The sequence below is a fragment of the Pedobacter puniceum genome, assembly GCF_009674685.1.
Taxonomy (GTDB): domain Bacteria; phylum Bacteroidota; class Bacteroidia; order Sphingobacteriales; family Sphingobacteriaceae; genus Pseudopedobacter; species Pseudopedobacter puniceum.
Genome location: NZ_WKJI01000001.1, coordinates 697,309 through 722,781 on the forward strand (window position 1 = coordinate 697,309; position 25,473 = coordinate 722,781).

Genomic DNA, 25,473 nt, shown 5'->3' on the forward strand with positions numbered 1-25,473 from the left:
AATAAACAATGCAAAGAATTAATCATATAAGGAAATTAAACAAGCAAGCATGGCAATTCTTCTCCTTTAGAGAGGGATTTAGGCTGATGTTTCTTTTTTTCTTAGCGATGTTTTTTTCTTCATGCAACCCAAATGTTTACATGTTTACTTCTTTTCATGAGCCAGCAACAGATGGCTTAAGATTGCTTTATAGTAAAGACGCCTACCATTGGGAAGATTTAAATCAGGTTTTCTTAAAGCCAGAGATAGGTTCCCAAAAAGTAATGAGAGACCCATCTATTGTACAAGGTCCAGATGGGGTTTACCATTTAGTATGGACAAGCAGCTGGAAAGGCGATAAAGGCTTCGGCTATGCCAGTTCTAAAGATTTAATGAATTGGTCGGCACAGCAATTTATTCCAGTAATGCAGCATGAAGCAACCACTGTAAATGTTTGGGCGCCAGAGTTGTTTTATGATGATGAGGAAAAGCAATTTATCATTATCTGGGCTTCTACCATTCCTTATCGCTTTGAAAAAGGAATAGAGGAAGAGCAGAACAACCACCGTATGTATTACACTACCACTAAGGATTTTAAAACTTTTACGCCTACAAAATTATTTATAGACCCCGGTTTTAGTGTCATAGATGCTGTAATTGTGAAAAGGGCTCAACAAGATTATGTTTTGGTTTTGAAAGATAACACTCGGCCAAACCGAAACATGAAAGTAGCTTTTGCTAAGCATCCTTTAGGGCCATATAACCAAGTTTCTGATGCCTTTACGCCTCATTTAAACAGAAGGTCCATCGGTAGTAAAAGTAGCTAACAACTGGCTTATCTATTACGACTCTTACGGAGATAAAAAATATGCCGCAGTAAGTACCCAAGATTTCAGAAGCTTTAAAAATATCAATACAGAAATTAAACTGCCTGAAGGGCACAAACACGGAACTATTTTTAAAGCCAAAGCAAAACATCTGAAGGCCATCATCAATAAAGCCGAAAAAAATTAATATGAAAATCATTCAGACCTGTATAGCCATAGCATTAAGCACCTCTAGTTTGCTAGCACAGCAAGACACGGTGAGATATATTGGAAAAACGCTTTCTAATGTAGATTACCACCATGGGCAGTTAAGCTTGGCGGTAGGTGTACATAACATACAAGTGATGCGAGCAAACAGAACGCATCCAGAATATAACGCTGGTCATAATTTTACTTATAACCACCAACCCATGTTGGCTTATTGGAACAATACTTTCTTTTTAGAGTATTTGAGTAACCCCGTGGGTGAGCATATCGCAGAAGGTAAAACCTTGCTGCAAACATCTAAAGATGGCTACCTATGGTCTGCACCAGCAGTAGTTTTTCCGCCTTACAAAGTGCCAGATGGCTTTACAAAACCCAATCATCCCGGTAAGGCTAAAGATTTATATGCCATTATGCACCAACGTATGGGATTTTATGTAAGTGCCAGCAATAGGTTATTGGTTTTGGGTTATTATGGTGTGGCTTTAGATGCTAAAGACGACCCTAATGATGGTAATGGCATTGGCCGAGTAGTGCGTGAAATTTATAAAGATGGCACTTATGGCCCTATCTATTTCATCCGTTTTAATGCTTCTTTCAATACCAAATTGGCTCAATATCCTTTCTATACAAAAAGTAAAGATAAAGGCTTTGTAGCAGCTTGTAACGAGTTACTTGCTAAACCTTTATTGATGCAGCAATGGTCTGAAGAGGCTGATAGAAACGACCCTTTAGTGCCTTACAAAAGAGCTATTAAAGCTTTTAGCTATTATACTTTACCTGATGGCAGAATTGCTGGCTTTTGGAAACATGCTTTAACCAGCATTAGCACCAATGGAGGTAAAAGCTGGCAATACGATGCTGTAAGAGCACCAGGTTTTGTAAATAGTAATGCTAAAATATGGGGACAAAAAACTTCCGATGGTAAATATGCTACGGTTTACAATCCTTCAGAATACCGTTGGCCTTTGGCTGTTTCTGTGAGTGATGATGGTTTAAATTATCACAATTTATTATTGGTAAATGGCGAAATATCTCCTATGCGTTACGGAGGCAATTATAAATCTTACGGGCCACAGTATGTAAGAGGTATTATAGAAGGTAACGGCATCCCGGCTGATAAGAATATGTGGGTTGGCTACAGCATGAATAAAGAAGATATGTGGGTAGCAAAAATTCCTGTTCCGGTTAAAGATAAAGTAGAAACGCCTGTAAATGATGTTTTTGCAGATTTAAAAACTGGCGAAGAATTAAAAGAATGGAATATTTATAGTCCGCTTTGGGCTTCCGCAAAAATAGAGCAAGCTCCTAATGGTAAAAAAGCTTTGGCTTTACGCGATAAGGATTTGTACGATTACACTAAAGTAGAAAGAGTCATCCCTTCGGCAGAGCAAGTTTCTATCGAGTTTTCTTTTACGCCGGCTCAGGCTGATAAAGGCTTGTTACACATAGAACTATTAGACCAAAAAGGTATTGCCGCAACCCGCATTATTGTTGATGCTGATGGTGAATTGAAATCTAAAGCAGGTTATCGCAACAGTGGGATTGCTAAATACGAAGCCGGTAAAACCTATAATTTAAGATTAGAGGTAAATACTAAAACCCGTTCTTACAAACTGTTTTTAAACGGACAAGAGAAGGGGACAAAACTGTTTTTTGCTCCGGTAGCAGAAATTAGTAGGGTAGCTTTTAGAACAGGTGAAGTTCGTCGTTTTCCAGATGCGGATACACCAACCGATCAGGATTATGATTTAAAAAATCCGGGCGAGCCTGTAGCAGAAGCCGTTTATTTTATTCACGCTTTAAAAACATCAGCGCTAAGCAAATAATCATGTTCAAGAGCCTAAACATATATTTTACTTTGATTCTGTTTTTGATAACAGCTGGTTTATCTGCGCAACAAACAGAAAAAATTATGCTTTCTGGAACTGGTTTTGGCAATACTAAAAACTGGGATTTTTTCTGTACCGATGGTGCAAACTCTGGCAAATGGACAAGCATCGCCGTACCTTCTAACTGGGAGTTACAGGGCTTTGGTAGATATAATTATGGCTTTAATAAAGAGGTAAATAAAGGCAAAGAAAAAGGACTTTATAAATATAGTTTCACAGTTGCCGATGCTTGGAAGAACAAGAAAATCAATTTGGTTTTTGATGGTGTGATGACTGATGCCGAAGTTAAAATTAACGGAAAAGTAGCAGGAGAGATACATCAAGGTTCTTTTTATCAGTTTAAATATGATATTACCGAGCTAGTAAAATTTCAGGAAAGCAATTTGTTAGAGGTTACGGTAAGCAAGCATTCTGCAAATAAATCTGTTAATGCAGCAGAACGTGAAGCCGATTACTGGATTTTTGGAGGCATTTTTAGACCTGTTTTTTTAGAAGCTTTACCAAAACAACATATCCAACAAGTTTCTATAGATGCTAAAGCCGATGGCTCTTTTCAGGCTAAAGTTGCACATCAGGGCGAAGCCCAAAAACTAGTTTTAGAAGTTTTTGACAAAGCTGGTAAAAGGTTAGGGAAACATCAACAAGCACTATCGGGTAATTTAAATCTTATTAAAACAACATTTAAAGCCCCTAAATTATGGTCGGCAGAGTTTCCAAACCTGTACAAAGCTGTTTTTTCTTTATACGATGGTTCTAAATTGCTTCATCAAATCAGTAAAAATGTTGGTTTCCGTACGGTAGAGCTAAGGGAGCGTGATGGCGTTTACATCAATGGCGTAAAAATCAAATTTAAAGGGGTTAATCACCATTCTTTTTGGCCAGAATCTGGTAGAACAACAAGTAAAACCATCAGCATCAATGATGTAAAACTTATCAAAGAAATGAATATGAATGCTATCAGGATGGCACATTATCCGCCTGATAGTCATTTACTTGAAGCTTGCGATTCTTTGGGTTTATATGTGATGAACGAGCTAGCTGGCTGGCATGGGCATTATGATACGCCTACGGGTACTAAACTGCTCAAAGAAATGTTTGCTAGAGATGAAAATCATCCATCCATTATTTTTTGGGCAAATGGTAACGAGGGTGGCCATAATACAGATCTAGATCCATTATTTACACAACTAGACATCCAAAAAAGACCTGTTGTACACCCATGGGAAATTTACGGAGGTTTTGAAACTACGCATTACCGCGAATATAATTATGGCATCGGCAATTATGACCAAGGTAGAAATATCATCATGCCTACCGAGTTCTTACATGGGATGTTTGACGGTGGTCATGCCGCTGGTTTAGAAGATTATTGGAAAGCCATGTGGAGCAATCCGCTATCGGCAGGTGGTTTTCTATGGGATTTTGCTGACCAAGGCGTGGTACGTACCGATAAAAATGGAATATTAGATACCGATGGTAACCACGGTGCCGATGGTATTGTTGGTCCGCATCACGAAAAAGAAGGTAGCTTTTATGCTATAAAAGAAATTTGGTCGCCGGTTTTTATAGAACGCAGAGAAATTACCCCAGCTTTTGATGGTAAACTCCTAATAGAAAACCGCTACCATTTTACCAATCTTAACCAATGCAGTTTCAGTTATAAACTAAGCAGATTAGCCACACAAGGCGAAAACTTGGTTAAAACAGGTCAAATAGAAGCTCCAAATCTAAAACCTTTAGAAAAAGGGGCATTACAAATACTTTTACCATCAGACTGGAACACTTTTGATGTTTTATTTGTAACGGCTAAAGATGTATACGGACAAGAAATTTTTACCTGGAGTTTCCCTATCACCAGGCCAGAAAATACCTTGAAAATAGCTTTATCTAATTCATTAAAAAACAAGGTAGAAGCTACAGAAAGTGCTAATGCTTATGTTTTAAAAGTTGCCGATTTACAACTCAGCATCAATAAAACAACAGGAATTTTAGAGCAGGTACAAAACCAAAAAGGGGTAATTCCTTTTAACAATGGCCCTTTTATACAAGAAGGAGCTACAAACTTTAAAAATTTCAGCTTAAAGCAAGACGGCGATAATATCATCATCTCTTCATCTTTTGATAAAAAGGAAAGCTTTAACACTTTACAGTGGACAATATATCCATCGGGAATGGTGAAAATGCAGGTTAAATATTTCCCCGAGAGCTATTTTACCAGATATGTAGGTGTAAACTTCTCTTTTCCAGAAGAGCAAATAAAAGGGGTAGAATTTATGGGCTTTGGTCCTTACCGTGTTTGGAAAAACCGTATGAAAGGTAACCAATTTGGCATCTGGAAAAAAGATTACAACGATAATTCTACCGGAGAAATTCCTTTTGAATATCCAGAGTTTAAAGGTTATTACGCCAATATGTACTGGTGCAAATTCATCACCAAACAACAAAGCTTTAAGGTTTATACCGATAAGGAAGATATCTTTTTAAGGTTGTTTACACCTAAAAAGCAAAAAGATACCGAGTGGGAAAATATGCAAATGACTTTCCCTTTAGGGGATATTTCTTTCATGAATGGTATTGCAGCTATAGGTACTAAAACTCAAAAACCAGAAACTACTGGTCCAATGGGGATGAAACATATTTATTATGATTTTGAGAAAGAACCTAAAAGAGCTTTAGATATGACATTGTATTTTGATTTTACAGGGAAAGATTAAAGATGAAAAAGAACCTGTTCAACTATAAGACTTTTGTATTAACGCTGTTATGGCTCATAACAGCTGATGTATGCTTAGCGCAAATAAGTGTACAAAAACTAAGATGCGAGTCTTTAGAAAACCCGTTGGCTATAGATAATACCCAACCTCGTTTAAGCTGGCAAATTAGCAGTCAGCAAAGAGGGGTTATGCAAACAGCTTGGCAAGTTTTGGTGGCTTCTTCACCTGAAAAATTAACAGAAAAAGATGCTGATTTATGGAACTCTGGTAAAGTAAATACCAGCGAGTCTTTACACAACCCCTATGCAGGTAAAACTTTAAAAGCCAGAGAAAAATGCTTCTGGAAAGTTAAAGTTTGGACAAATAAAGGCGAAAGCGCTTGGAGTGAAACGGCTAACTGGACAGTTGGTTTATTGTATTATAAAGCTTGGAATGGTCGCTGGATAGGTTTCGACCGTCATTTTCCTTGGGATAATGAGGAGGAACAAAAGTTATCTGCTCGTTATTTCCGCAAAGAGTTTGAGGTAAAAAAGCAAATCAAATCGGCAACAGCCTACATCATGGGCTTAGGTTTGTATGAGTTTTATGTAAACGGACAAAAAATTGGCAATCAGGTTTTAGCGCCTGCCCCAACAGATTATCAAGAGAATATCCAGTACAATGCTTTTGATATTACTTCAAACATGAACCAAGGCAAACAGACTATTGGTGTAATTTTAGGGAATGGTAGGTATTATGCCATGCGTCAGGCTAAGCCTTATAAAGTAAAAACTTTTGGTTTTCCTAAGTTATTGATGCAAATCCACGTACAGTATACAGATGGAACCTCAGAAACTATTAAAACTGATGAAAGCTGGAAAGGTACTGCAAACGGCCCGATACTAGCCAATAACGAGTATGATGGCGAAATTTACGATGCCAGAAAAGAATTTATAGGCTGGGCACAAGCTGGTTTTAATGATAAAGAATGGCTTAAAGCCGAGTATGTGCAAGAGCCAGAAGGGAAATTTGAAGCTCAAAAAATAGCTCCAATGAAGGTGATGCAGGATATTTATCCTGTTAGCATCACGCCAAAAGGAAATGGAAGGTATTTAATAGACTTCGGGCAGAATTTTTCTGGCTGGATGAAAATAAGTGTACAAGGTACAATTGGTGATACCATCAAAATGCGCTTTGCAGAGTCTCTACAAAGCAATGGCGAGCTCTTCACCACTAATTTACGTGATGCTAAAGTTACAGATACTTATATCCTTAACGGAAAAGGTAAAGAAGTTTGGGAGCCTAAATTTGTATATCACGGTTTCCGCTATGCAGAAGTAAGCGGTTTTAAAGGGCAACCTAGCAAAGAAAGTTTTGTAGGTAGGTTTGTTTATGATGATATGGCTACTACCGGAACTTTTCAATCATCAAATGCATTATTAAACCAAATTTTTAAGAACTCTTGGTGGGGTATAGCATCCAATTATAAAGGGATGCCGATAGATTGTCCGCAACGTAACGAGCGCCAGCCTTGGTTGGGCGACCGTACCGTGGGTGCTTACGGCGAGAGCTTTTTATTTGATAATGCTACATTTTATACCAAATGGTTAGATGATATCAGATACGCACAAAAAGAAGATGGTGCTATACCAGATGTTGCTCCAGCTTTTTGGAGGTATTATAGCGATAATGTAAGCTGGCCAGCAACTTTAACTTTGGTTACCGAGATGCTTTACCGCCAAACAGCTGATGTTAAGGTTTTAGAGCAAAATTATCCCGCTATAAAAAAATGGCTTTCATACATGAAAGACCGATACATGAACGATAAAGGTATCATCACTAAAGATAGCTACGGCGATTGGTGCGAACCACCTTTAACAGCAGAAGACGGACGTGGTGTAAATGCAGATCAAAAGCACCCCAGTGCTTTAATTTCTACGGCTTATTACTATCATTTGCTTACCATCATGACCAAATTTAGTGTCTTAACAGGTAATACTCAGGATAGCTTGTATTTTAGACAAGAGGTTGCTAAAATGAAAAAAGCCTTTAATCAGGAGTTTTATAAAAACGGTTATTATGGTGCTAATAAGTTAACCGATAATCTTTTACCATTAGCTTTCGGCATAGCAGAAGGAGAGCAAAGAAAGCAAGTAATTGCTCAGGTAGTAGACATCATCGAGAATAAAAACAAAGGGCATTTAAGTACAGGCGTAGTGGGTACGCAATGGCTTATGCGTACGCTAACCCAAATCGGAAGAAACGATTTAGCTTTTAAAATAGCTACCAATACCACTTATCCATCTTGGGGCTATATGCTAGAAAATGGCGCTACCACCATTTGGGAGTTATGGAATGGCAATACAGCAGCACCAAAAATGAATTCGCAAAACCATGTGATGATGCTGGGCGATTTACTCATTTGGTATTACGAAAGTTTGGCAGGCATCAGTTCTGATACACAGCAAACTGGCTTCAAAAAAATCATCATGAAACCAGAAGAAATCAATGGGCTAAACTGGGTAAATGCAAGTTATCAATCTCCTTACGGCGAGGTTAAAAGTTATTGGAAGAAAGAAAAATCATCATTTAGCTGGCAAATAACCATTCCTGCAAATAGCAGTGCTTTGGTTTACATCCCTGTAAAGGATAAACAAGAGGTAAAAGAAGGGAACCAGAAAATTAACGATTCATCAAACATCAAATACATTAAAACAGAAGGCGGCAAGGCTATTTACGAAGTGCTTTCTGGTAGTTATCATTTTAAAGTGAATTAATATGAAAAGTCTTAAATACATCATGCTGTTATGGCTGGCACTACCCATTTTGGTAAACGCCCAAACAGAGCAAGAGCAAAAAGCTGTAGAATGGGTAAGCAGCTTAAATTTAAATGATGCTGCCAAAGAAAATCGTGTAAAAACGGTTATTGCAAAGCATTTAACAGCTGTAAGAGATTGGCACAATAGCCACCCGGCAAGCACAGTTCCGGCTGGTATAAACCCTATTACAGGCGAAAAATTAAGCGATTTGCATCGTGAGATTATTGCTGATTCTGCCATGCCAGATAGCGTACACAAAAACTTAATGACTGGCTTAAGAGCCGATTTATCTCCAGAACAAGTAATTGCCATTTTAGATAAATACACCATCGGTAAGGTAGCATTTACCATGCAAGGTTATAAAGCTATTGTACCTAACATGACAGCTACTGAAGAAGCTTTTATCCAAAAGAATTTAGAAGAAGCCCGCGAAATGGCTGTTGATTATAAAAGCATGAAACAGATATCGGCCATTTTTGAGATTTACAAAAACAAGTGCGAGCAGTATTTAAACAACAATGGCAGAAACTGGCGACAAATGTATAAAGACTATGTAAACGCCCAAAAGGCAAAGAAACAAGCAGAAGCAAAAAAGTAAAACCATGTTAAAAAGACATATCATTTTCCTATTCATATGCTTTGGAGTTTCATCGTTGGCAACAGCGCAAGAAGCCAAATGGCGTAAAGGCATTTTAGTAGATGAATTTATTTACGAGAAAGCGCCTTTTCCATCTTGTCACTCGGCTACTTTAGCAGAAACTCCTGAAGGTTTGGTTTATGCTTTTTTTGGAGGTACCAGAGAACGCCACCCTGATGTTGAAATATATGTAAGCAGACAGGTAAATGGTAAATGGACAGCTCCGGTATCGGCAGCAGATGGTGTACAGCCAGATGGCACAAGATTACCAACATGGAACCCCGTATTGTACCAAGTTCCAGGTGGCGATTTATTACTATTTTATAAAGTTGGGCCTAAACCATCAGAATGGTGGGGGATGTTAAAAACATCAAAAGACAATGGTAAAACATGGTCTGCAGCACAAAAACTGCCTGATACTTATATCGGCCCTGTAAAAAATAAACCTGTTTTATTAAGCAATGGTAATTTGTTTTCTGCAAGCAGCACAGAAGGTAAGGGTTGGAAAGTTCATTTTGAAGTAAGTTCTGATTTTGGTAAAACTTGGAGAAAAATTGGTCCGCTAGATGCCGGAAAAGATAGCTTAAATGTAATACAGCCAAGTATTTTAGACCATGGCAATGGTAAACTTCAAATTTTAGCCAGAACAAGAAATAGGGCTTTAGCAGAAGCATGGTCTTACGATTATGGCGAAACCTGGACAGCACTTTCTAAAACCAATTTGCCAAACAATAACTCTGGTACTGATGCTGTAACGCTAAAAAATGGTAAACATGTTTTGGTTTATAACCATGTTTTACCTCCCGGCGATTTAGCAAAAGGCCCAAGAACACCTTTAAACGTAGCGGTTTCTAAAGATGGTAAAAACTGGAAAGCGGCGCTTATTTTAGAAGATTCGCCTATCAGCCAGTATTCTTATCCGGCAGTTATCCAAACCAAAGACGGGCTTTTACATTTTGCCTATACCTGGCGAAGAGAGAAAATGAAGCATGTAGTGGTAGACCCATCAAAACTAAAATTAAAGAAAATAAAAAACGGACAGTGGCCTGCTTTAAAAGGCTATGAAGCACCTGTTTTAAAAGAAACTAAATCAGAAGAAGAATAAAATCAACCATCATAAAATGCAGTTATTAAACATACATTTCCCAGGTAAATTGGTTTTCGGAAATGGTTCATTACAGCAGTTAACCAATGAAATTTTACAGCTTTCCTGTAAAAGAGTGTTGCTGTTAACTATTGAGCCGCTGTTAGCTACTTTAACAGATTTGAAAACCCAATTAGAACAAGCTGGGGTAGCATTAAAGATTGATAACAGTATTATCCAAGAGCCTACTTTTCAGGATTTTAGGAATTTACTGGCGGATAGTAAAGATTTTAATGCTGATTTAGTGTTAGGAATTGGTGGTGGTAGCGTTTTAGATATCGCCAAATTAATAGCTGCACAACTAGACAATACTCAAACTTTAGAAGAAATTGTAGGGATAGGTTTCCTTAAAGGCAGAAATATTAAATTGATATGCGTACCTGCAACATCTGGTACCGGAAGCGAGGTTTCTCCAAACGCTATTTTGGTTGATGATGAAGGCCAAAAGAAAGGTATTATCAGTCCGTATTTAGTGCCAGATATGGTTTATGTAGACCCATTATTAACCATCAGCGTACCAGCAAGTATTACTGCCGCAACTGGTTTAGATGCTTTAACCCATTGTTTAGAAGCCTTTACCAATAAGTTTGCTCAGCCATTTATAGATATGTATGCCTTTGAAGGTATGCGCTTGATAGCTGCCAATTTGGTAGATGCTGTACAAGACGGAACAAATAAAACAGCCAGAGAACAAGTTGCCATGGGAAGTTTGTTAGGCGGCTTTTGTTTAGGCCCGGTAAATACAGCAGGTGTACATGCACTTTCTTATCCTTTAGGAAGCATGTTTCATTTGCCACACGGACTTTCAAATGCGCTTTTATTGCCTTATGTGATGGAGTATAACTATCCGGCAGACTTAAAAAAATACGCACAGGTAGCACAAGCCTTAGGTTGCGAAAATCAAGATAATGATGAAAAAATGGCCTTAGCCGGAATTGCCAAAATCAAATCGCTGATAGCGGCTTGTGGTATTCCTGCTAAACTTAGTGATTTAAATATACCCAAAGATAAAATAGCCGAAATGGCAAAAGACGCAATGCAAATACAAAGATTATTAAAAAATAATCCGAGAGAGATAACTCTTGAGGATGCAGTTTCTATTTATACAGCAGCTTATTAATACATGAAGACAGAAAAGAAATTTCAAGGAACCATTGTTCCGGTTGTGGCGCCACTAACGCATGACTTTAAGCTGGATAAGGAGGCTGTAGAAAGAATTTTCTCTCACCTATATAAAAGCAATGCTTCTCCTTTTATATTGGGTACAACCGGAGAATCTGCTTCTTTACCTCAATCTTATAAAGAAGATTATATAAAAGCAGCTGCAAAAATAAGATCTACAGATGTAAAACTCTATGCAGGTATTTCTTCTAATATTCTAGCAGAATCTATAGAATTTGCAAAGCTATGTTTTAATGAAGGTGTTGATGCTGTGGCGGCTACTTTGCCTACTTATTACCATCTATCTGAAGAGCAAATGAAACGCTACTTTTTAGAGCTGGCAGATGAAATTCCAGGGCCTTTAATCATCTATAACATCCCGGCAACCACGCATATGTCTATTCCGCTTTCGCTGATGGATGAATTAAGTTTACACCCTAATATCGTAGGTGCAAAAGATTCTGAACGTAGCGAGAAAAGATTAGATGATTCTTTAAACCTTTGGAAACACCGACCAGATTTTAGCTATTTCTTAGGTTGGGCGGCAAAATCTGCCCATGCACTTATCAACGGTGCCGATGGTTTGGTACCAAGTACCGGAAATATAACACCATCTATTTATGCAGAAATGTGTAAAGCAGTATTAAAAGGAGATGAAGAATTAGCTTTCCATTATCAATCACAGTCTGATAAATTAGGCCATTTATACCAGCATGACCGCTCTTTGGGCGAGTCTTTATGGGCTTTAAAAGTATTGATGAATGAACTAGGCTTATGCGAAAGTCATATGATGCCGCCGCTTTGCAGCTTATCCTTAAAAGAGGAAAACGAATTAAGAAAAGGTTTCCACGAGTTAATTAAAAAAGAAAAAATTACCCTGAATTTATTAAGCCATGCCTCATAAACCAATCATCGGAATTACCATGGGCGACCCGGCCAGCATTGGGCCAGAAATTGCCGTAAAAGCACTTCTTGATTTTAAAATCTATGATTATTGCCGTCCTTTATTAGTTGGTGATGCTGCCGTTTTTAAGCACATCATTAAAAAGTTAGGTTTAATGGCACAAATAAATCCTATACAAAACGTAGCCGATGCCCGTTTTGAAATGGGTAAACTAGATGTTTTTGATCTTCAGAATGTAGATTTAGAAAAGCTAGAGTTTGGTGCTATATCTGCCATGGCAGGCGAAGCATCTTTCCAAGCGGTTAAAAAAGTAATAGAATTGGCTTTAGCCGGAGATATTGATGCAACCGTAACTGGGCCTATCAATAAAAAATCTATCAATGAAGCTGGTCATCATTACGCTGGCCATACAGAAATTTATGCCGATTTAACCAATACAAAAAAATACGCCATGCTTTTGGTAGAAGATAACATGAAAGTTATCCATGTTTCTACCCATGTTTCTTTAAGGCAAGCTTGTGATTTGGTTAAAAAAGAAAGAATTATAGAAGTTGTTGAGCTTTTACATCATGGCTTAATCTCTTTGGGCGAGAAGAATTTAAAAATCGGTATAGCAGGTTTAAATCCACATGCAGGAGATTCTGGTCTTTTTGGTACCGAGGATGATGAGGAGATTTTACCAGCCGTACAACAAGCTTTAGCTTTAGGTTATGATGTTGAAGGTCCTGTACCGGCAGATACTTTATTCTCTAAAGCTGCAACAGGTTATTATGGAGGTATCGTTGCGATGTATCACGATCAAGGGCATATTCCGTTTAAGCTTTCTGGTTTTAAATGGAACCCGCTTAAAAAGCAAATGGATAGCGTTAAAGGTGTAAACATCACGATGGGTTTACCTATCATCAGAACATCTGTAGACCATGGTACAGCTTTTGAAATTGCAGGTAAAGGCATTGCCAGTTCTGATGCCATGACTTTAGCCATAAACTCTGCTGTACAATTAGCAGCATACAGAAAAGCAGAAATCCAACAAGATTAGCTTCATGATGATAGCCGTTATTGCAGATGATTTAACAGGAGCAGCAGAAATTGGAGGTATTGCTTTAAGATACAACCTCACGGTAGAAGTGGTGTCTGCTTTGCAATATGCCAAAAAAGCTGATGTAATTGTGGTTAACGCCAATACCCGTTCTTTAACAGAAGAACAGGCTAGGGCTGTTATCAAAAGCATTTTTACTGATTTGCAAAAGCTAAATCCGCAGCTGGTATTTAAAAAGATAGATTCTGTTTTACGTGGTCATGTACTGCCAGAAATAGAAGAGCAAATGCTAACATCGGGTAAACGAAAAGCTTTAATATTGGCTGCTAGTCCGGCTTTAGGCCGAGCAATCAAAAAAGGTCATTATTATATAGAAGGAAAACCTATTCATGAAACAGGCTTTGCTCAAGATCCAGAATATCCTGCAAAAAGTTCTTCTGTAAAAGACCTTTTACGTGTCACATCATCAGTTTTTCCGGTGCATGTTCAACATCACGAGAGTACTTTGCCAGCAATTGGAGTAACTGTAGGAGAGCTAGAGACTTTTAATGATTTTAACCACTGGCTAAAACATACCAACCATGATGTAGCTCTGGCTGGTTCGTCAGCATTTTTTAATGCGCTATTAGCACAACGCTACACCAATTTATCGGCAAACCGTAAAGAACGCTTGATGCTTAAAATCCCCATCATTTACGTTTGCGGAAGTAAGTTTGATAAAAGTATACAATTAGTAAAGCAAGCGCAGCAGCAAGAAGTAGTAAGCTATATGCCCGCTGCATTAGCTTATGATGTAAAAAATCAAGCTACTTTATTAAAGCAATGGCAGCAAGAAATCATCCAAATATTACAATCTAAATCTAAAGTGATAATTGCTGTAAATACTTTAGAACAAGCACAAGAAGCCAAGCCTGAGGATATCAAAAACCTGATGGCAGGCGTTTTAGAAATGGTATTGCAAGAGGTAAAGGTTAAAGAATTTATAATAGAAGGTGGTGCTACGGCATCGGCTATATTAGATAAACTTAAAATAAACCGTTTGCTCTTGGTGCAAGAAATTGCCCAAGGTTTAACCAGAAGTATTGCAAAAGATCAAAAAATAAATATTACTTTAAAGCCAGGTAGTTATACCTGGACAAATAATATATGGAAGTTCTAAACTTCTTATAGCAACTAACCAATAAAAATGACTAAACCCGTTCTAGGAATAATTGATTATTGTATCATTATTGCCGTTTTACTAATTACCCTCTATTTTGGTTTGCGCTATGCCAGAAACCAAAAAACTACCGAGGCTTATTTTTCTGCCAAGGGTAGGGTGCCATCTTGGGCTATAGGGATGTCTTTATTAGCAACCTTAATCAGTAGCGTTACCTTTTTAGGCTATCCCGGCGAAGGTTTTTCTAATAACTGGATATTGCTAGTGCAAGGTTTAATGGTTCCAATTGTTTTGTTGGGCACCATTTGGTTTATTGTGCCGCTGTACAGAAAAGTAATTGGCCTAAGTACTTACGAGTATTTCGAGAAGCGTTTTGGCTCTTTTGCCCGCTATTATAGCTCTATAGCTTTTGTTTTAAGGCAGTTTTCTGGTATGGGAACCGTGTTTTACCTCTTAGCCGTGGCGCTTTCTAGCATGACAGGTTTTAACACTTTTTGGGTAATCATTGTAGTTGGTTTAATCATCATCATTGTAAATTTATTAGGGGGTATAGAAGCTGTAATTTGGTTAGATGTTTTCCAAGGTTTTATGCTTTTTGCTAGCGGTATATTGGTTCTATTGGTGATTATCTTCTCTGTAAACGGTGGTTTATCAACCATTTGGGATGTAGCATCGGCCAACGGAAGAACAGGTTTTGGCCCTTATGATGTAGATTTTACCAGACTTACCTTTATCGTTATGGCTATAAACGGGATGTTTTATGCCATTCAAAAGTATGGTACAGACCAAACCGTTATTCAAAGATATTTAACCGCTCGGTCAGATAAATCGGCAATAAAAGCTTCTTTATTAGGTATTTTATTAACTGTTCCTGTTTGGTCTTTGTTCATGTTCATTGGTACCGCCTTGTTTGTTTATTATCAACAACAAAGCCTTCCGGCAGATGTAAATGCTAATAGTGTATTCCCATATTTTATCATGACAGAGCTTCCTACTGGCGTAGTAGGTTTTATTTTAGCCGCCATGATTTCTGCCGCTATTTGTAGCCTAAGTGCCGATTTAAACTCCCTGGCAGCTGTAGGTATAGAAGATTATTATAAAAAAATTCGTCCGGGTAAGATAGATAATGAATATTTATTGGCAAGCCGTTGGATGGTGGCCTTATCTGGTTTTATAGCTATAGGGATAGGCGCTATTTATATTAATGTAGGTGGCGAGGGTGTTTTAGGTATCATCTTTACCTTGTATGCAATTTTCTCTGGTGGTATTGTGGGGATATTTTTATTAGGTGTTTTCTCTGCCCGGGCAAATAGGCAAGGGGTAAATATTGCTATTTTAGTTTGTATTCTTTTCACCTCCTATGCTTTTTTAACCTCAACTAAAATTGGCTTAGGAGAAGAGAAATTCTTATTGCTAGATATGGGCCCTTATAATTTCACTCACGATAAATTAATGTTAGGCGTTTACAGTCACCTTATTGTGATAGGTGTAGGCTATATAGCCAGCTTATTTTTTCCTAAACCAATACTAGACCGTAATTTGCTTTACAGCGGATGGATTGCCGGCAGGAGAGAAGAGAGAGCACAAAATCTGGCAAATAAAAATCAATAGGTTTCATCATGAAAAAGATTCTTTTAATACTTCTTGTAGCTGCTTGTCATATGCTTTATGCACAGCAAGATAGCGACCATCAATACAAAAGGCCCTTAAAAGAGGTGATTTCAGAAATAGAAAGACGCTTTGATGTTAAAATAAAATACAGCGAAAATCAAGTTGCAAACAAATGGCTAAGCTATGCCGATTGGCGTTTTAGACCTAGTTTAGAAGAAACTTTAGACAATATTTTTAAACCTTTAGACTTAAAACTCAATAAAGAGAAAGACAAAGTTTATAAGCTTAAAGAGTACGAGTATTACCGTTGGGAAGTGCAAGACGGTTGGGATAATTTAGACAGATTAGCTGCTTTATATAACAATAAAACGTCTTGGGAAGCCCGTAGAGATTCTATTCGTCCACAACTTTATAAAGCACTAAAACTATCTCCCTTACCGGCATTGCCTAAAAGTAAACCTATCCTTACACCAAAAAGAGTGATGGACGGTTATACGGTAGAAAATATCGCTATAGAAATTATGCCGGGCTTATATGTAAATGGTTCTATTTATAAGCCATTGAAAATGAAGGGTAAAGCGCCGGTTATTTTAAGTCCTGATGGGCATTGGTTTGATCATCGCTTTAGAGCCGATTGCCAAATTCGTTGCGCAATGACGGCTAAAATGGGGGCCATCACCGTAAGCTATGATTTATTTGGCTGGGGCGAATCTGGCTTGCAATTTAAGTATGAAGATCATCGCAGAAGCCTAGCCCAAACCGTACAAACTTTAGGCGCTATCCGTTTGCTTGATTACCTCTTAACCTTAAAAGAAGCCGATAAAACCCGCGTTGGTATCTGCGGAGGTTCTGGCGGTGGCAGTCAAACTGTATTAATGGCCGCCATGGATCCAAGAATAAATTTAAGCATCCCGGTGGTGTCTTTATCATCTTATTTTTATGGAGGATGCCCTTGCGAAAGCGGTATGCCGGTACATCTTTGTGGCGGAGGAACCAATAATGTAGAGTTAGCAGCTATCACAGCGCCAAACCCGCAACTAGTTATTTCTGATGGTGGAGATTGGACAGCCCATTTCCCTCAGCATGATTATCCTTACCTCAAAAAAATGTATAGCTACTATGGTAAAGAGTCACAAATACAAAACATTCATTTACCAGAAGATAAACACGATTTTGGTTTCTCTAAACGTAAAGCCGTTTATGATTTTTTAATTGCTCAGTTTAAGCTGGATGCTAAAGCCGTTCAGGATAAAAATGGTAATTATGACGAGTCTAGCTGCACCATAGAGAAGAAAGAAGCCTTGTATGTATTTGGTGATAAAGGCGAAAAACTTCCTAAAAATGCCATCATGGGTTATGAGCAGTTAGAAAAGCTTTTTAAATAATCATTCCAATCAAATATGTCTAATCGTCGTTATTTTATTACTCAGCTTGGTGTTTTGGCTGCTGCTGCCTGTATGCCTCAAAGGCTTTTGGCTTTCGCCGATGTACCAAAACAGCGTTATAAAATAGCGGTCATAGATTTGATGATTCTAAAACGCCAGAAAATTTCTGCATTTCAACTCGCCAAAGATATTGGCGCTGATGGTTTAGAGCTAGATATGGGAGGCCTTGGCAACCGCGAAACTTTTGATAATAAACTTGCCGATGAAGCCACAAGAGCAGCTTTTTTAGCGAAAGCTCAAGAATTGCAATTAGAAATTTGCTCGCTTGCCATGACAGGTTTTTACGCACAATCTTTCGCTACCCGGCCAACCTATCAAAAAATGCTTCAAGATTGTATAGATACGATGCAAGCCATGCAGGTGAAAGTAGCTTTTTTACCATTGGGTGTTCAAGGAGATTTGGTTAAAAACCCCGAGCTAAGACCCGCTATTGTAGAACGGTTAAAAGTTGCAGGTGCTATGGCTAAAAAGGCTGGTATTATCATCGGTATAGAAACATCATTAAGTGCCACAGAAGAGAAAAAGCTTTTAAAAGAAATTGGTTCTAAGCATATTCAAATCTATTTCAACTTTTCTAATCCGCTAAAAGCAGGTAGAGATTTGATAGCAGAATTAAAAATCTTAGGTAAGAAACGCATCTGTCAAATCCATTGTACAGATGAAGATGGCGTTTGGCTACAAGATAATCCGCGTTTAAATATGTATAAAGTAAAAGAAACCTTGGATGCTATGGGCTGGCAAGGTTGGTTAGTGATAGAACGCTCCCGCGATGCCCGTTTCCCAACTAAAGTACTCGATAATTTCTCGGCCAATACCGCTTTTATGAAAAAGGTTTTTCAGTTATAAGTATAAAGGTACAGAGCAGAAAGTTATAGGTATAAAGTACTGATTAGAAAGTAGAAAGATGCCTTAAAAAGTCAAAAGTAGAAAGTAAAAAGAGCCAAAAAAGTGGATAATCAGGAACTAACTTTAACTACTAAAAAAATCTCTCCTAAGAACGAAGACGGCCTATGAAGATTTGGACGTGTAGTCAAATAAATCTTTTGTATAAACTTTCATAAAACACTAGCAGGAAACAATCCGACGGGTGTTGTAAATACTTTCATCAAGCAAAACCATTCACACCACTTAGGATTGTGGATAAAGATTTATTTAGACGGAACGACAAATATTCATCAGCCTTGATTTATTCATTTTTTGTTTATAGTTTTTCTTAGGTATTCATGAACTCGTTCCTCGTTTTTGTTTCTTTTTCATCAAGGAAAAGAAAGAAGCCGCTACCCGGCTAGGGTTAGAAAGCCTTGTGCGCAACAGCCCATCATAATATTTTATCCGCCTCTATCGCCGGCGAGGCTCGTTCCTTTTGCGGGACCAAAAGGAACCAAAAGTCCTGATCAATCCCGCAGGAGCCTTTGCCGCACAAGGCTTACCCACACTCAAAAACAGGGAGCGCTTATTTTTGCTCGTTTATGCTTATTGAAGGTTAGTGAAAGCTCGAACACAAAACCGCATGCGCTATAGGCTTGGAAGTGCAAGATTTTTTAATTTCTGCTATTGTTTTTTCGTTTTTCCGGCTCTGGGGGATTGCTCATGCACTTCGGGATAGCCTGTTTTTTTATGAATGGTTGCTCTTTTCTGGAGTATAAAGTAAAAAGTACAGATTAGAAAGTAGTAAGATGCCTTAAAAAGTCAAAAGTAGAAAGTAAAAAGTAAAAAGAGCCTAAAAAGTGGATAATCAGGAACTAACTTTAACTACTAAAAAAATCTCTCCGAAGAACGAGGATGGCCTATGAAGATTTGGACGTGTAGTCAAATAAATCTTTTGCAAAAACTTTCCTTAAGCAGTATCGGAAAACAATCCAACGGGTGTTGTAAATTCTTTCATCGAGCAAAACCATTCACACCACTCAGGATTGTGGATAAAGATTTATTTAGACGGAACGACAAATATTCATCAGCCTTGAATTTTTGGGGACTTTTTTTTCAAGAAAAAAGTGCCTAGGGCTGGCCGCCTATGAGGCCGGAGAGCCTTGTGCGTAATAGCCATAACAAGAAAAGAAAAAGCTACTACCCGGCTAGGGTTAGAAAGCCTTGTGCGAAAACACCATTTCCAAAAGCTTTGTATACGCTTTATCTTTAACACAATCACATCCAATCTTAAAGCTAACATCCTATAAAACAAAGAAAATATCTTACACGATAGACGCAGTTTTCTATACTAAATTTGAAAGATAAACCTTTTGATAATCAAATTTTATCATCGTACAGGTAAATCAACCATTTAAAAGAAAGAAAACATGACATTTAAAGCATATCATGCTTATTTAATTGCCTTTTTATTATGTTTCAGTTCTTTCATGCCTTTACAGGCGCAAACATTAGCTCCTCATATTCAAAAAATAAATCATGAAGCAAAACCTTGGGTGTTTTGGTATTGGATGCATGCATCTTTCTCTAAAGAAGGTATCACTGCCGATTTAAAAGCCATGAAAGAGGCTGGTATAGCCGGTGCTTATATTGCACCTATTAAAGGCAAAACCAATCCGCCTTTGTATGAGCCTGTGATAGAAACCTTAACACCAGCCTGGTGGGATATTTTCAAATTTGCTTTAGAAGAAGCTAAAAGATTTGATATTAAAATAGCCCTTTTGCCTAATGATGGCTTCGCTACCGCAGGTGGCCCTTGGATAACGCCTCAGCTATCTATGCAAAAAGTGGTTTACAGCACCACAACTGTAAAGGGAGGTAGCTTGTTTAATACTACTTTAAAACAGCCAGAAGCTTACCAAAATTATTATCAAGATATAGCGGTTTTAGCGTTTCCAACACCGGGTGGTAAAACACAAAGTACACAAGAAATAAAACCTTTCATAAGCACCAGTAATGGGCAAGATGCTTCTTTTTTAGCCGAAACGGGGCATAAAAGGAACTTTGGTAGTAATGAGCCTTGCTGGATACAATACGCTTTTGATAAACCTTTTCTTTGTCGTTCTATTAAAATAAGCGTTAATAATTTCAATCATCAATCTAACAGATTATGGGTAGAGGTGAGTGATGATGGAAAAAACTTCAGAAGCTTAGGTCGTTTACAAGCTCCAAGAACGGGGTGGTTAGATTGGGATGCTCCAGTAACACACGAAATAGAGCCCGTAAGTGCAAAATATTTTAGGTTTGTGTACAACCCAGAAGGTACAGAACCCGGTGCCGAAGATTTAGATGCTGCTAAATGGAAACAAAGCTTAAAAATTAACGGAATAGAGCTTTCATCATTACCAAAAATACATCAGTTTGAAGGTAAAAGTGGTTTGGTGTGGCGAGTAGGCGAACATACTAAAACCATTCCTGATGATTTAGCCATACCCATTGCAACAGTACTCAACATCAGCGATAAGCTAGACGCTAGAGGAAATTTAAAATGGACAGCGCCAAAAACAAATGCCGAGTGGACAATCATTCGTATAGGGCATACTTCTACCGGACATAAGAACGAGACCGCTGGTGCTGGTAAAGGTTTAGAAGTTGATAAGTTTAATCCCGAAGCAGTAAAACTACAGTTTGATAAATGGTATGGCGAGGCTTTACGTGTAGCTGGTGCTGATTTAGCCAAACAAGTACTAGGTGTTTTCCATGTGGATAGCTGGGAGTGTGGTAGCCAAAACTGGTCGCCGGTGTTTATGGCCGAGTTTCAGAAAAGGAGAGGTTATGACCCTACGTTGTTCTTGCCAACTTTGGCGGGTTTCCCTTTAGCAAGCCCTGCAAAAGCAGAACAGTTTTTATACGATATGCGCAAAACCATAGCCGAGTTGATGCATGATAATTTCTTTGTTACCCTTAAAAATTTAGCACAGCAGCATGGGGCCATTTTTACTGCCGAAACTACAGCTCCGGTAATGATGGGCGATGGTTTAAAACATTTTGGTACGGTAGATGTGCCTATGGGCGAGTTTTGGGCTAAAAGTCCTTCTCATGATAAACCTAATGATATGTTAGATGCCATTTCTGGAGCGCATATTTATGGTAAAAATATCATTCAGGCAGAGGCTTTTACTACTGTAAGGATGGAGTGGGATGAGCACCCCGGAAATTTAAAAACTTTGCAAGACAGAAATTATGCTTTAGGTGTAAATAAACTGGTTTATCATGTTTATGTACACAACCCTTGGTTAGATAGAAAACCCGGTATGACCTTAGATGGCGTAGGTTTATACTTCCAAAGAGACCAAACCTGGTGGGAGCAAGGCAAAGAATGGGTTGCTTATGCAGAGCGTTGCCAATCTTTATTACAACAGGGTAAGCCAGTGGCAGATTTAGCTGTTTTCGTTGGCGAAGAATATCCATCAAGAGCTATATTGCCTGACCGTTTGGTAAATACCTTACCGGGCATTTTTGGAGATGAAAGAGTAGCTGCCGAAGCGCAAAGAATGGCCAATAAAGCTTTGCCTACACAAAAAGTAGCAGGTGTAACAACTTCGGCCAATATGGCCCAGCCAGAGCGTTGGATAAACCCTTTAAGAGGTTATGCTTATGACTCTTTCAATGCGGATGTTTTACAGTTGGCTAGCTTTAAAAATGGTAAAGTTGTGTTTGCTAGTGGTGCCGAGTATCGCATTTTGGTTTTGCCCTTAAAACATCAGTTAAATCCTAACCAATATTATACAGAAACATCATTAGCTAAAATTTTAGAATTGGTAAATGCAGGGGCGCTATGTATCATCGGCGATAAGCCACAATTTAAAACAGGTTTAAAAGCCGATGAAAAGCTATTTAACCATGTAGTGGAAGCTATTTGGGGTGGTACTTTTGAAAATATTAAAGTAGCAGGAAGCTATTACGAGTTTAAAAATTCAGGCAAAGGAAAATTCATTAAAGCTCCTTTTTTACCTCAAGATTTTAGCTTTTTAGGTGCTCATCAAGATGTTTTGGTAAAAGATACTAATGGAAAAGAAGCTCCTGCAATAGCCTGGAATCATCGTAAAACCGCAACAAAAGATATTTACTTTATTGCTAACCAATTAGATAAAGAAAGAAATTTAAGTTTTGCTTTCAGCGTAAGCGATAAACAAGCTCGTTTATACGATGCTGTAAGCGATACCAATATTCCGTTAAAGCAATATCAAGTTAAAGATGGTTACACGCATATCTCTATAAAACTCCCGGCAAACGGTTCTTTATTTGTAATTTTTGAAGGGTCTTCATCCCTAAAGGAAATAAATAAAGGCTTCAACTATATCCAATATCAAAACCTAAAAAATATTTCTACTGCATGGAAGGTTAAGTTTAACCAAAGCCACGGTGGCCCTGCAGAAAGCATCATGTTAGATAGCTTACAAGATTGGAGCACCCACAGCAATCCGCAAATTAAATACTATTCTGGTACGGCTACTTACAACAATAGCTTTACACATAAAGCATCAAAAAACGAAGAAATATGGCTCGATTTAGGCGAAGTAGCCAATATTGCCAGTGTAAAAGTAAATGGTATAGATTGCGGTATTGTTTGGACACCTCCGTACCGAGTAAACATCAGCAAGGCTTTAAAGAAAGGCCAAAATCAATTAGAAATTAAAGTAAGCAATACTTGGGCAAATCGTTTAATTGGCGACCAACTATTGCCAGAAGATAAAAGAATCACCAAAACAACAGCCCCTTTTAGGTTAGAAGGTAAAGCCTTAAATAAAGCAGGCTTATTGGGCACTGTTTCTTTATTAAAAGTTATAGAATGATGAATAAGAAAATTTATATCAGCTTATTAGCTGGCTTTTTAGCTTTAAATAACAGTTACGCACAAACCAAAGCCATGGTTAATACAGCTGCTAGTCCTTACGCTAAGCTAAAAAGCCTTGATATGGGTGCTGTAAACTGGACAAATGGTTTCTGGGCAGAACGTTTTCAGGTATGTAAAGAAAGCATGGTGCCGCAATTATGGAAAGTTTATACCAGTGCAGACATCAGCCATGCTTACAGAAATTTTGAAATTGCTGCTGGTTTAGAGAAAGGAAACCATAAAGGTCCGTCTTTTCATGATGGCGATTTTTATAAAACCTTAGAAGCAGTAGCTAGCTTATATGCTTCTACCAAAGATGAGCAATTAAATAAAATGATGGATGAGGCTATCGCTACAATAGCTAAATCTCAGAGAGAAGATGGCTATATCTATACTAAGGCCATGATAGAAGAGCGAAATACGGGTATTCGAAATCAATTTCAAGACCGTTTAAGTTTCGAGGCTTATAATATTGGCCATTTAATGACAGCCGCTTGCATCCATTACCGGGCTACTGGAAAGCGTTCTTTGTTAAATGTGGCAGTAAAGGCCACAGATTATCTGTACAATTTCTATCAAAAAGCATCGCCAACTTTAGCCAGAAACGCTATTTGCCCATCGCATTATATGGGTGTGATAGAAATGTATCGTACCCTTGGTGATAAAAGATATTTAGAGTTAGCCAAACACCTGATAGATATTAAAGGAAAGATAGACGATGGTACTGATGATAACCAAGATAGAATTCCGTTTAGAGAACAGAAGAAGGTGATGGGCCATGCCGTTAGGGCTAATTATTTATATGCTGGCGTTGCCGATGTTTATGCCGAAACAGGCGATGCTACCTTAATGAGCCAATTAGATAAGATGTGGCATGATGTCACGCAGCATAAAATGTATATCACCGGAGGTTGCGGTTCTTTATACGATGGTGTATCGCCAGACGGAACTTCTTACAACCCTACCGAAGTACAAAAAATACATCAGGCTTATGGCCGAGATTACCAATTGCCCAATTTTACAGCACATAATGAAACTTGCGCCAATATTGGTAATGTTTTATGGAATTACCGTATGCTACAGCTTAGCGGAGAGGCTAAATATGCCGATGTGATAGAACTAGCACTTTATAACAGCGTATTATCAGGCATTAGTTTAGATGGTAAACGTTTTTTATATACCAATCCTTTAAGCTATAGCGATGCTTTACCTTTTAAACAGCGTTGGTCTAAAGATAGGGTAGAGTATATTTCATTATCTAATTGTTGTCCGCCTAATACCGTACGCACTCTAGCAGAAGTAAGTAATTACGCCTATAGCGTGTCTGATAAGGGTGTTTGGATAAATCTGTATGGCGCCAACGAGTTAAAAACTACTTTAAAAGATGGTTCTTCTTTATTAGTTAGCCAAGAAACAGCTTACCCATGGAATGGCGATATTAAATTAACCGTTAAAGAGAGTAGCAAAAACCCATTCTCTTTCTTTTTAAGAATACCAGGTTGGGCTTCAAAAGCTAGTATCCTAGTAAATGGTAAAGCACTTGAAACGCCTGCTAAACCTGGCACATATGCCGAAATTAATAGAAATTGGAAAAAAGGAGATGTTATAAGTTTAACTATCCCTATGGAAGCCGAGCTGATAGCAGCCAACCCATTGGTAGAAGAAAATAGAAACCAAGTAGCCGTAAAACGTGGCCCTGTGGTGTATTGTGCCGAGTCTGTAGATATGCCACAAGGTACCAGTGTTTTTTCTTTAACTATACCAGCAAGCGCCCAGTTTAAAGCCGTTCCTTTACAATTTGCAGATAGTAAAATGATGGCTTTAGAAGCCGATGTAAAAATGGTAAAAGCACAAAACTGGACAAACCAACTTTACCAAAAAATAAACACCCAAACAGAGCAAGTAAAAGTAAAATTGATTCCTTATTATGCATGGGGCAATAGAGGTCATGTAGCCGAAATGTCTGTATGGTTACCTTTTAGTAGATAATGTTTATTGATTTTTGATGGATTGAATGATTGATTAAACTTTCCGCCTTCTGCTTTTTTTATTGATTGATTTTTGATGGATTGAATGATTGATTGAGCTTTCCGCTTTCTGCTTTTTTTATTGATTGATTTTTGATGGATTGAATGATTGATTGAGCTTTCCGCTTTCTGCTTTTTTTATTGATTGATTTTTGATGGATTGAATGA

General features: G+C 38.1%; 15 protein-coding genes. All 15 read left to right on the forward strand.

The genetic code is table 11. The features are described 5' to 3' along the window. Positions 1-140 precede the first annotated feature (140 nt). The gene (locus tag GJJ64_RS03240) at positions 141-806 is read left to right on the forward strand and encodes a family 43 glycosylhydrolase (RefSeq protein WP_229655442.1); all 666 of its coding nucleotides are present in this window, start codon (positions 141-143) and stop codon (positions 804-806) included. 188 nt (positions 807-994) lie between these two features. Continuing rightward, a complete protein-coding gene (locus GJJ64_RS03245) occupies positions 995-2,839 on the forward strand; it encodes an exo-alpha-sialidase (RefSeq protein WP_154286317.1) in 1,845 nt (614 codons plus the stop codon). Between the two features lie 2 nt (positions 2,840-2,841). Beyond that, positions 2,842-5,616 (forward strand): glycoside hydrolase family 2 protein, encoded by a 2,775-nt coding sequence (locus tag GJJ64_RS03250; protein WP_154286318.1) that lies wholly within the window; start codon positions 2,842-2,844, stop codon positions 5,614-5,616. Between the two features lie 2 nt (positions 5,617-5,618). Continuing rightward, on the forward strand, positions 5,619-8,372 hold the full coding sequence (locus tag GJJ64_RS03255) for a glycoside hydrolase family 78 protein (RefSeq protein WP_154286319.1): 2,754 nt from the start codon (positions 5,619-5,621) through the stop codon (positions 8,370-8,372). 1 nt (position 8,373) lies between these two features. Next, the gene (locus GJJ64_RS03260; protein WP_154286320.1) at positions 8,374-9,012 is read left to right on the forward strand and encodes a DUF3826 domain-containing protein; all 639 of its coding nucleotides are present in this window, start codon (positions 8,374-8,376) and stop codon (positions 9,010-9,012) included. 4 nt (positions 9,013-9,016) lie between these two features. After that, entirely contained in the window at positions 9,017-10,156 is a 1,140-nt protein-coding gene (locus GJJ64_RS03265; RefSeq protein ID WP_154286321.1) for a sialidase family protein, read from the forward strand. 16 nt (positions 10,157-10,172) lie between these two features. Beyond that, complete coding sequence (locus GJJ64_RS03270) at positions 10,173-11,315, forward strand: iron-containing alcohol dehydrogenase (protein ID WP_154286322.1); 1,143 nt, start codon at positions 10,173-10,175, stop codon at positions 11,313-11,315. Between the two features lie 3 nt (positions 11,316-11,318). Then, a complete protein-coding gene (locus GJJ64_RS03275; RefSeq protein WP_154286323.1) occupies positions 11,319-12,260 on the forward strand; it encodes a dihydrodipicolinate synthase family protein in 942 nt (313 codons plus the stop codon). Beyond that, on the forward strand, positions 12,250-13,299 hold the full coding sequence (gene pdxA / locus GJJ64_RS03280; RefSeq protein ID WP_026903137.1) for a 4-hydroxythreonine-4-phosphate dehydrogenase PdxA: 1,050 nt from the start codon (positions 12,250-12,252) through the stop codon (positions 13,297-13,299). Before GJJ64_RS03275 ends, pdxA begins: the two co-directional genes overlap by 11 nt. Before the next feature lie 4 nt (positions 13,300-13,303). Continuing rightward, positions 13,304-14,458, forward strand: coding sequence for a four-carbon acid sugar kinase family protein (locus GJJ64_RS03285; protein WP_154286324.1), 1,155 nt, complete (start codon positions 13,304-13,306; stop codon positions 14,456-14,458). Positions 14,459-14,485: 27 nt separating this feature from the next. Further along, positions 14,486-16,069, forward strand: a complete 1,584-nt coding sequence (locus GJJ64_RS03290) for a sodium:solute symporter (RefSeq protein WP_154286325.1) — start codon at positions 14,486-14,488, stop codon at positions 16,067-16,069. A gap of 8 nt (positions 16,070-16,077) precedes the next feature. Then, complete coding sequence (locus GJJ64_RS03295) at positions 16,078-17,454, forward strand: DUF4974 domain-containing protein (RefSeq protein WP_154286326.1); 1,377 nt, start codon at positions 16,078-16,080, stop codon at positions 17,452-17,454. A 15-nt stretch (positions 17,455-17,469) separates the two neighbouring features. Continuing rightward, positions 17,470-18,360, forward strand: coding sequence for a sugar phosphate isomerase/epimerase family protein (locus GJJ64_RS03300; protein ID WP_154286327.1), 891 nt, complete (start codon positions 17,470-17,472; stop codon positions 18,358-18,360). 1,451 nt (positions 18,361-19,811) lie between these two features. After that, positions 19,812-23,237, forward strand: coding sequence for a glycosyl hydrolase (locus GJJ64_RS03305; protein WP_229655443.1), 3,426 nt, complete (start codon positions 19,812-19,814; stop codon positions 23,235-23,237). Beyond that, positions 23,234-25,267 carry an aceric acid hydrolase gene (locus GJJ64_RS03310; protein ID WP_229655444.1) on the forward strand — a complete coding sequence of 678 codons (2,034 nt, stop codon included), beginning with the start codon at positions 23,234-23,236 and terminating at the stop codon, positions 25,265-25,267. The genes GJJ64_RS03305 and GJJ64_RS03310 overlap by 4 nt, the downstream gene beginning before the upstream one ends. Positions 25,268-25,473: the final 206 nt, after the last annotated feature.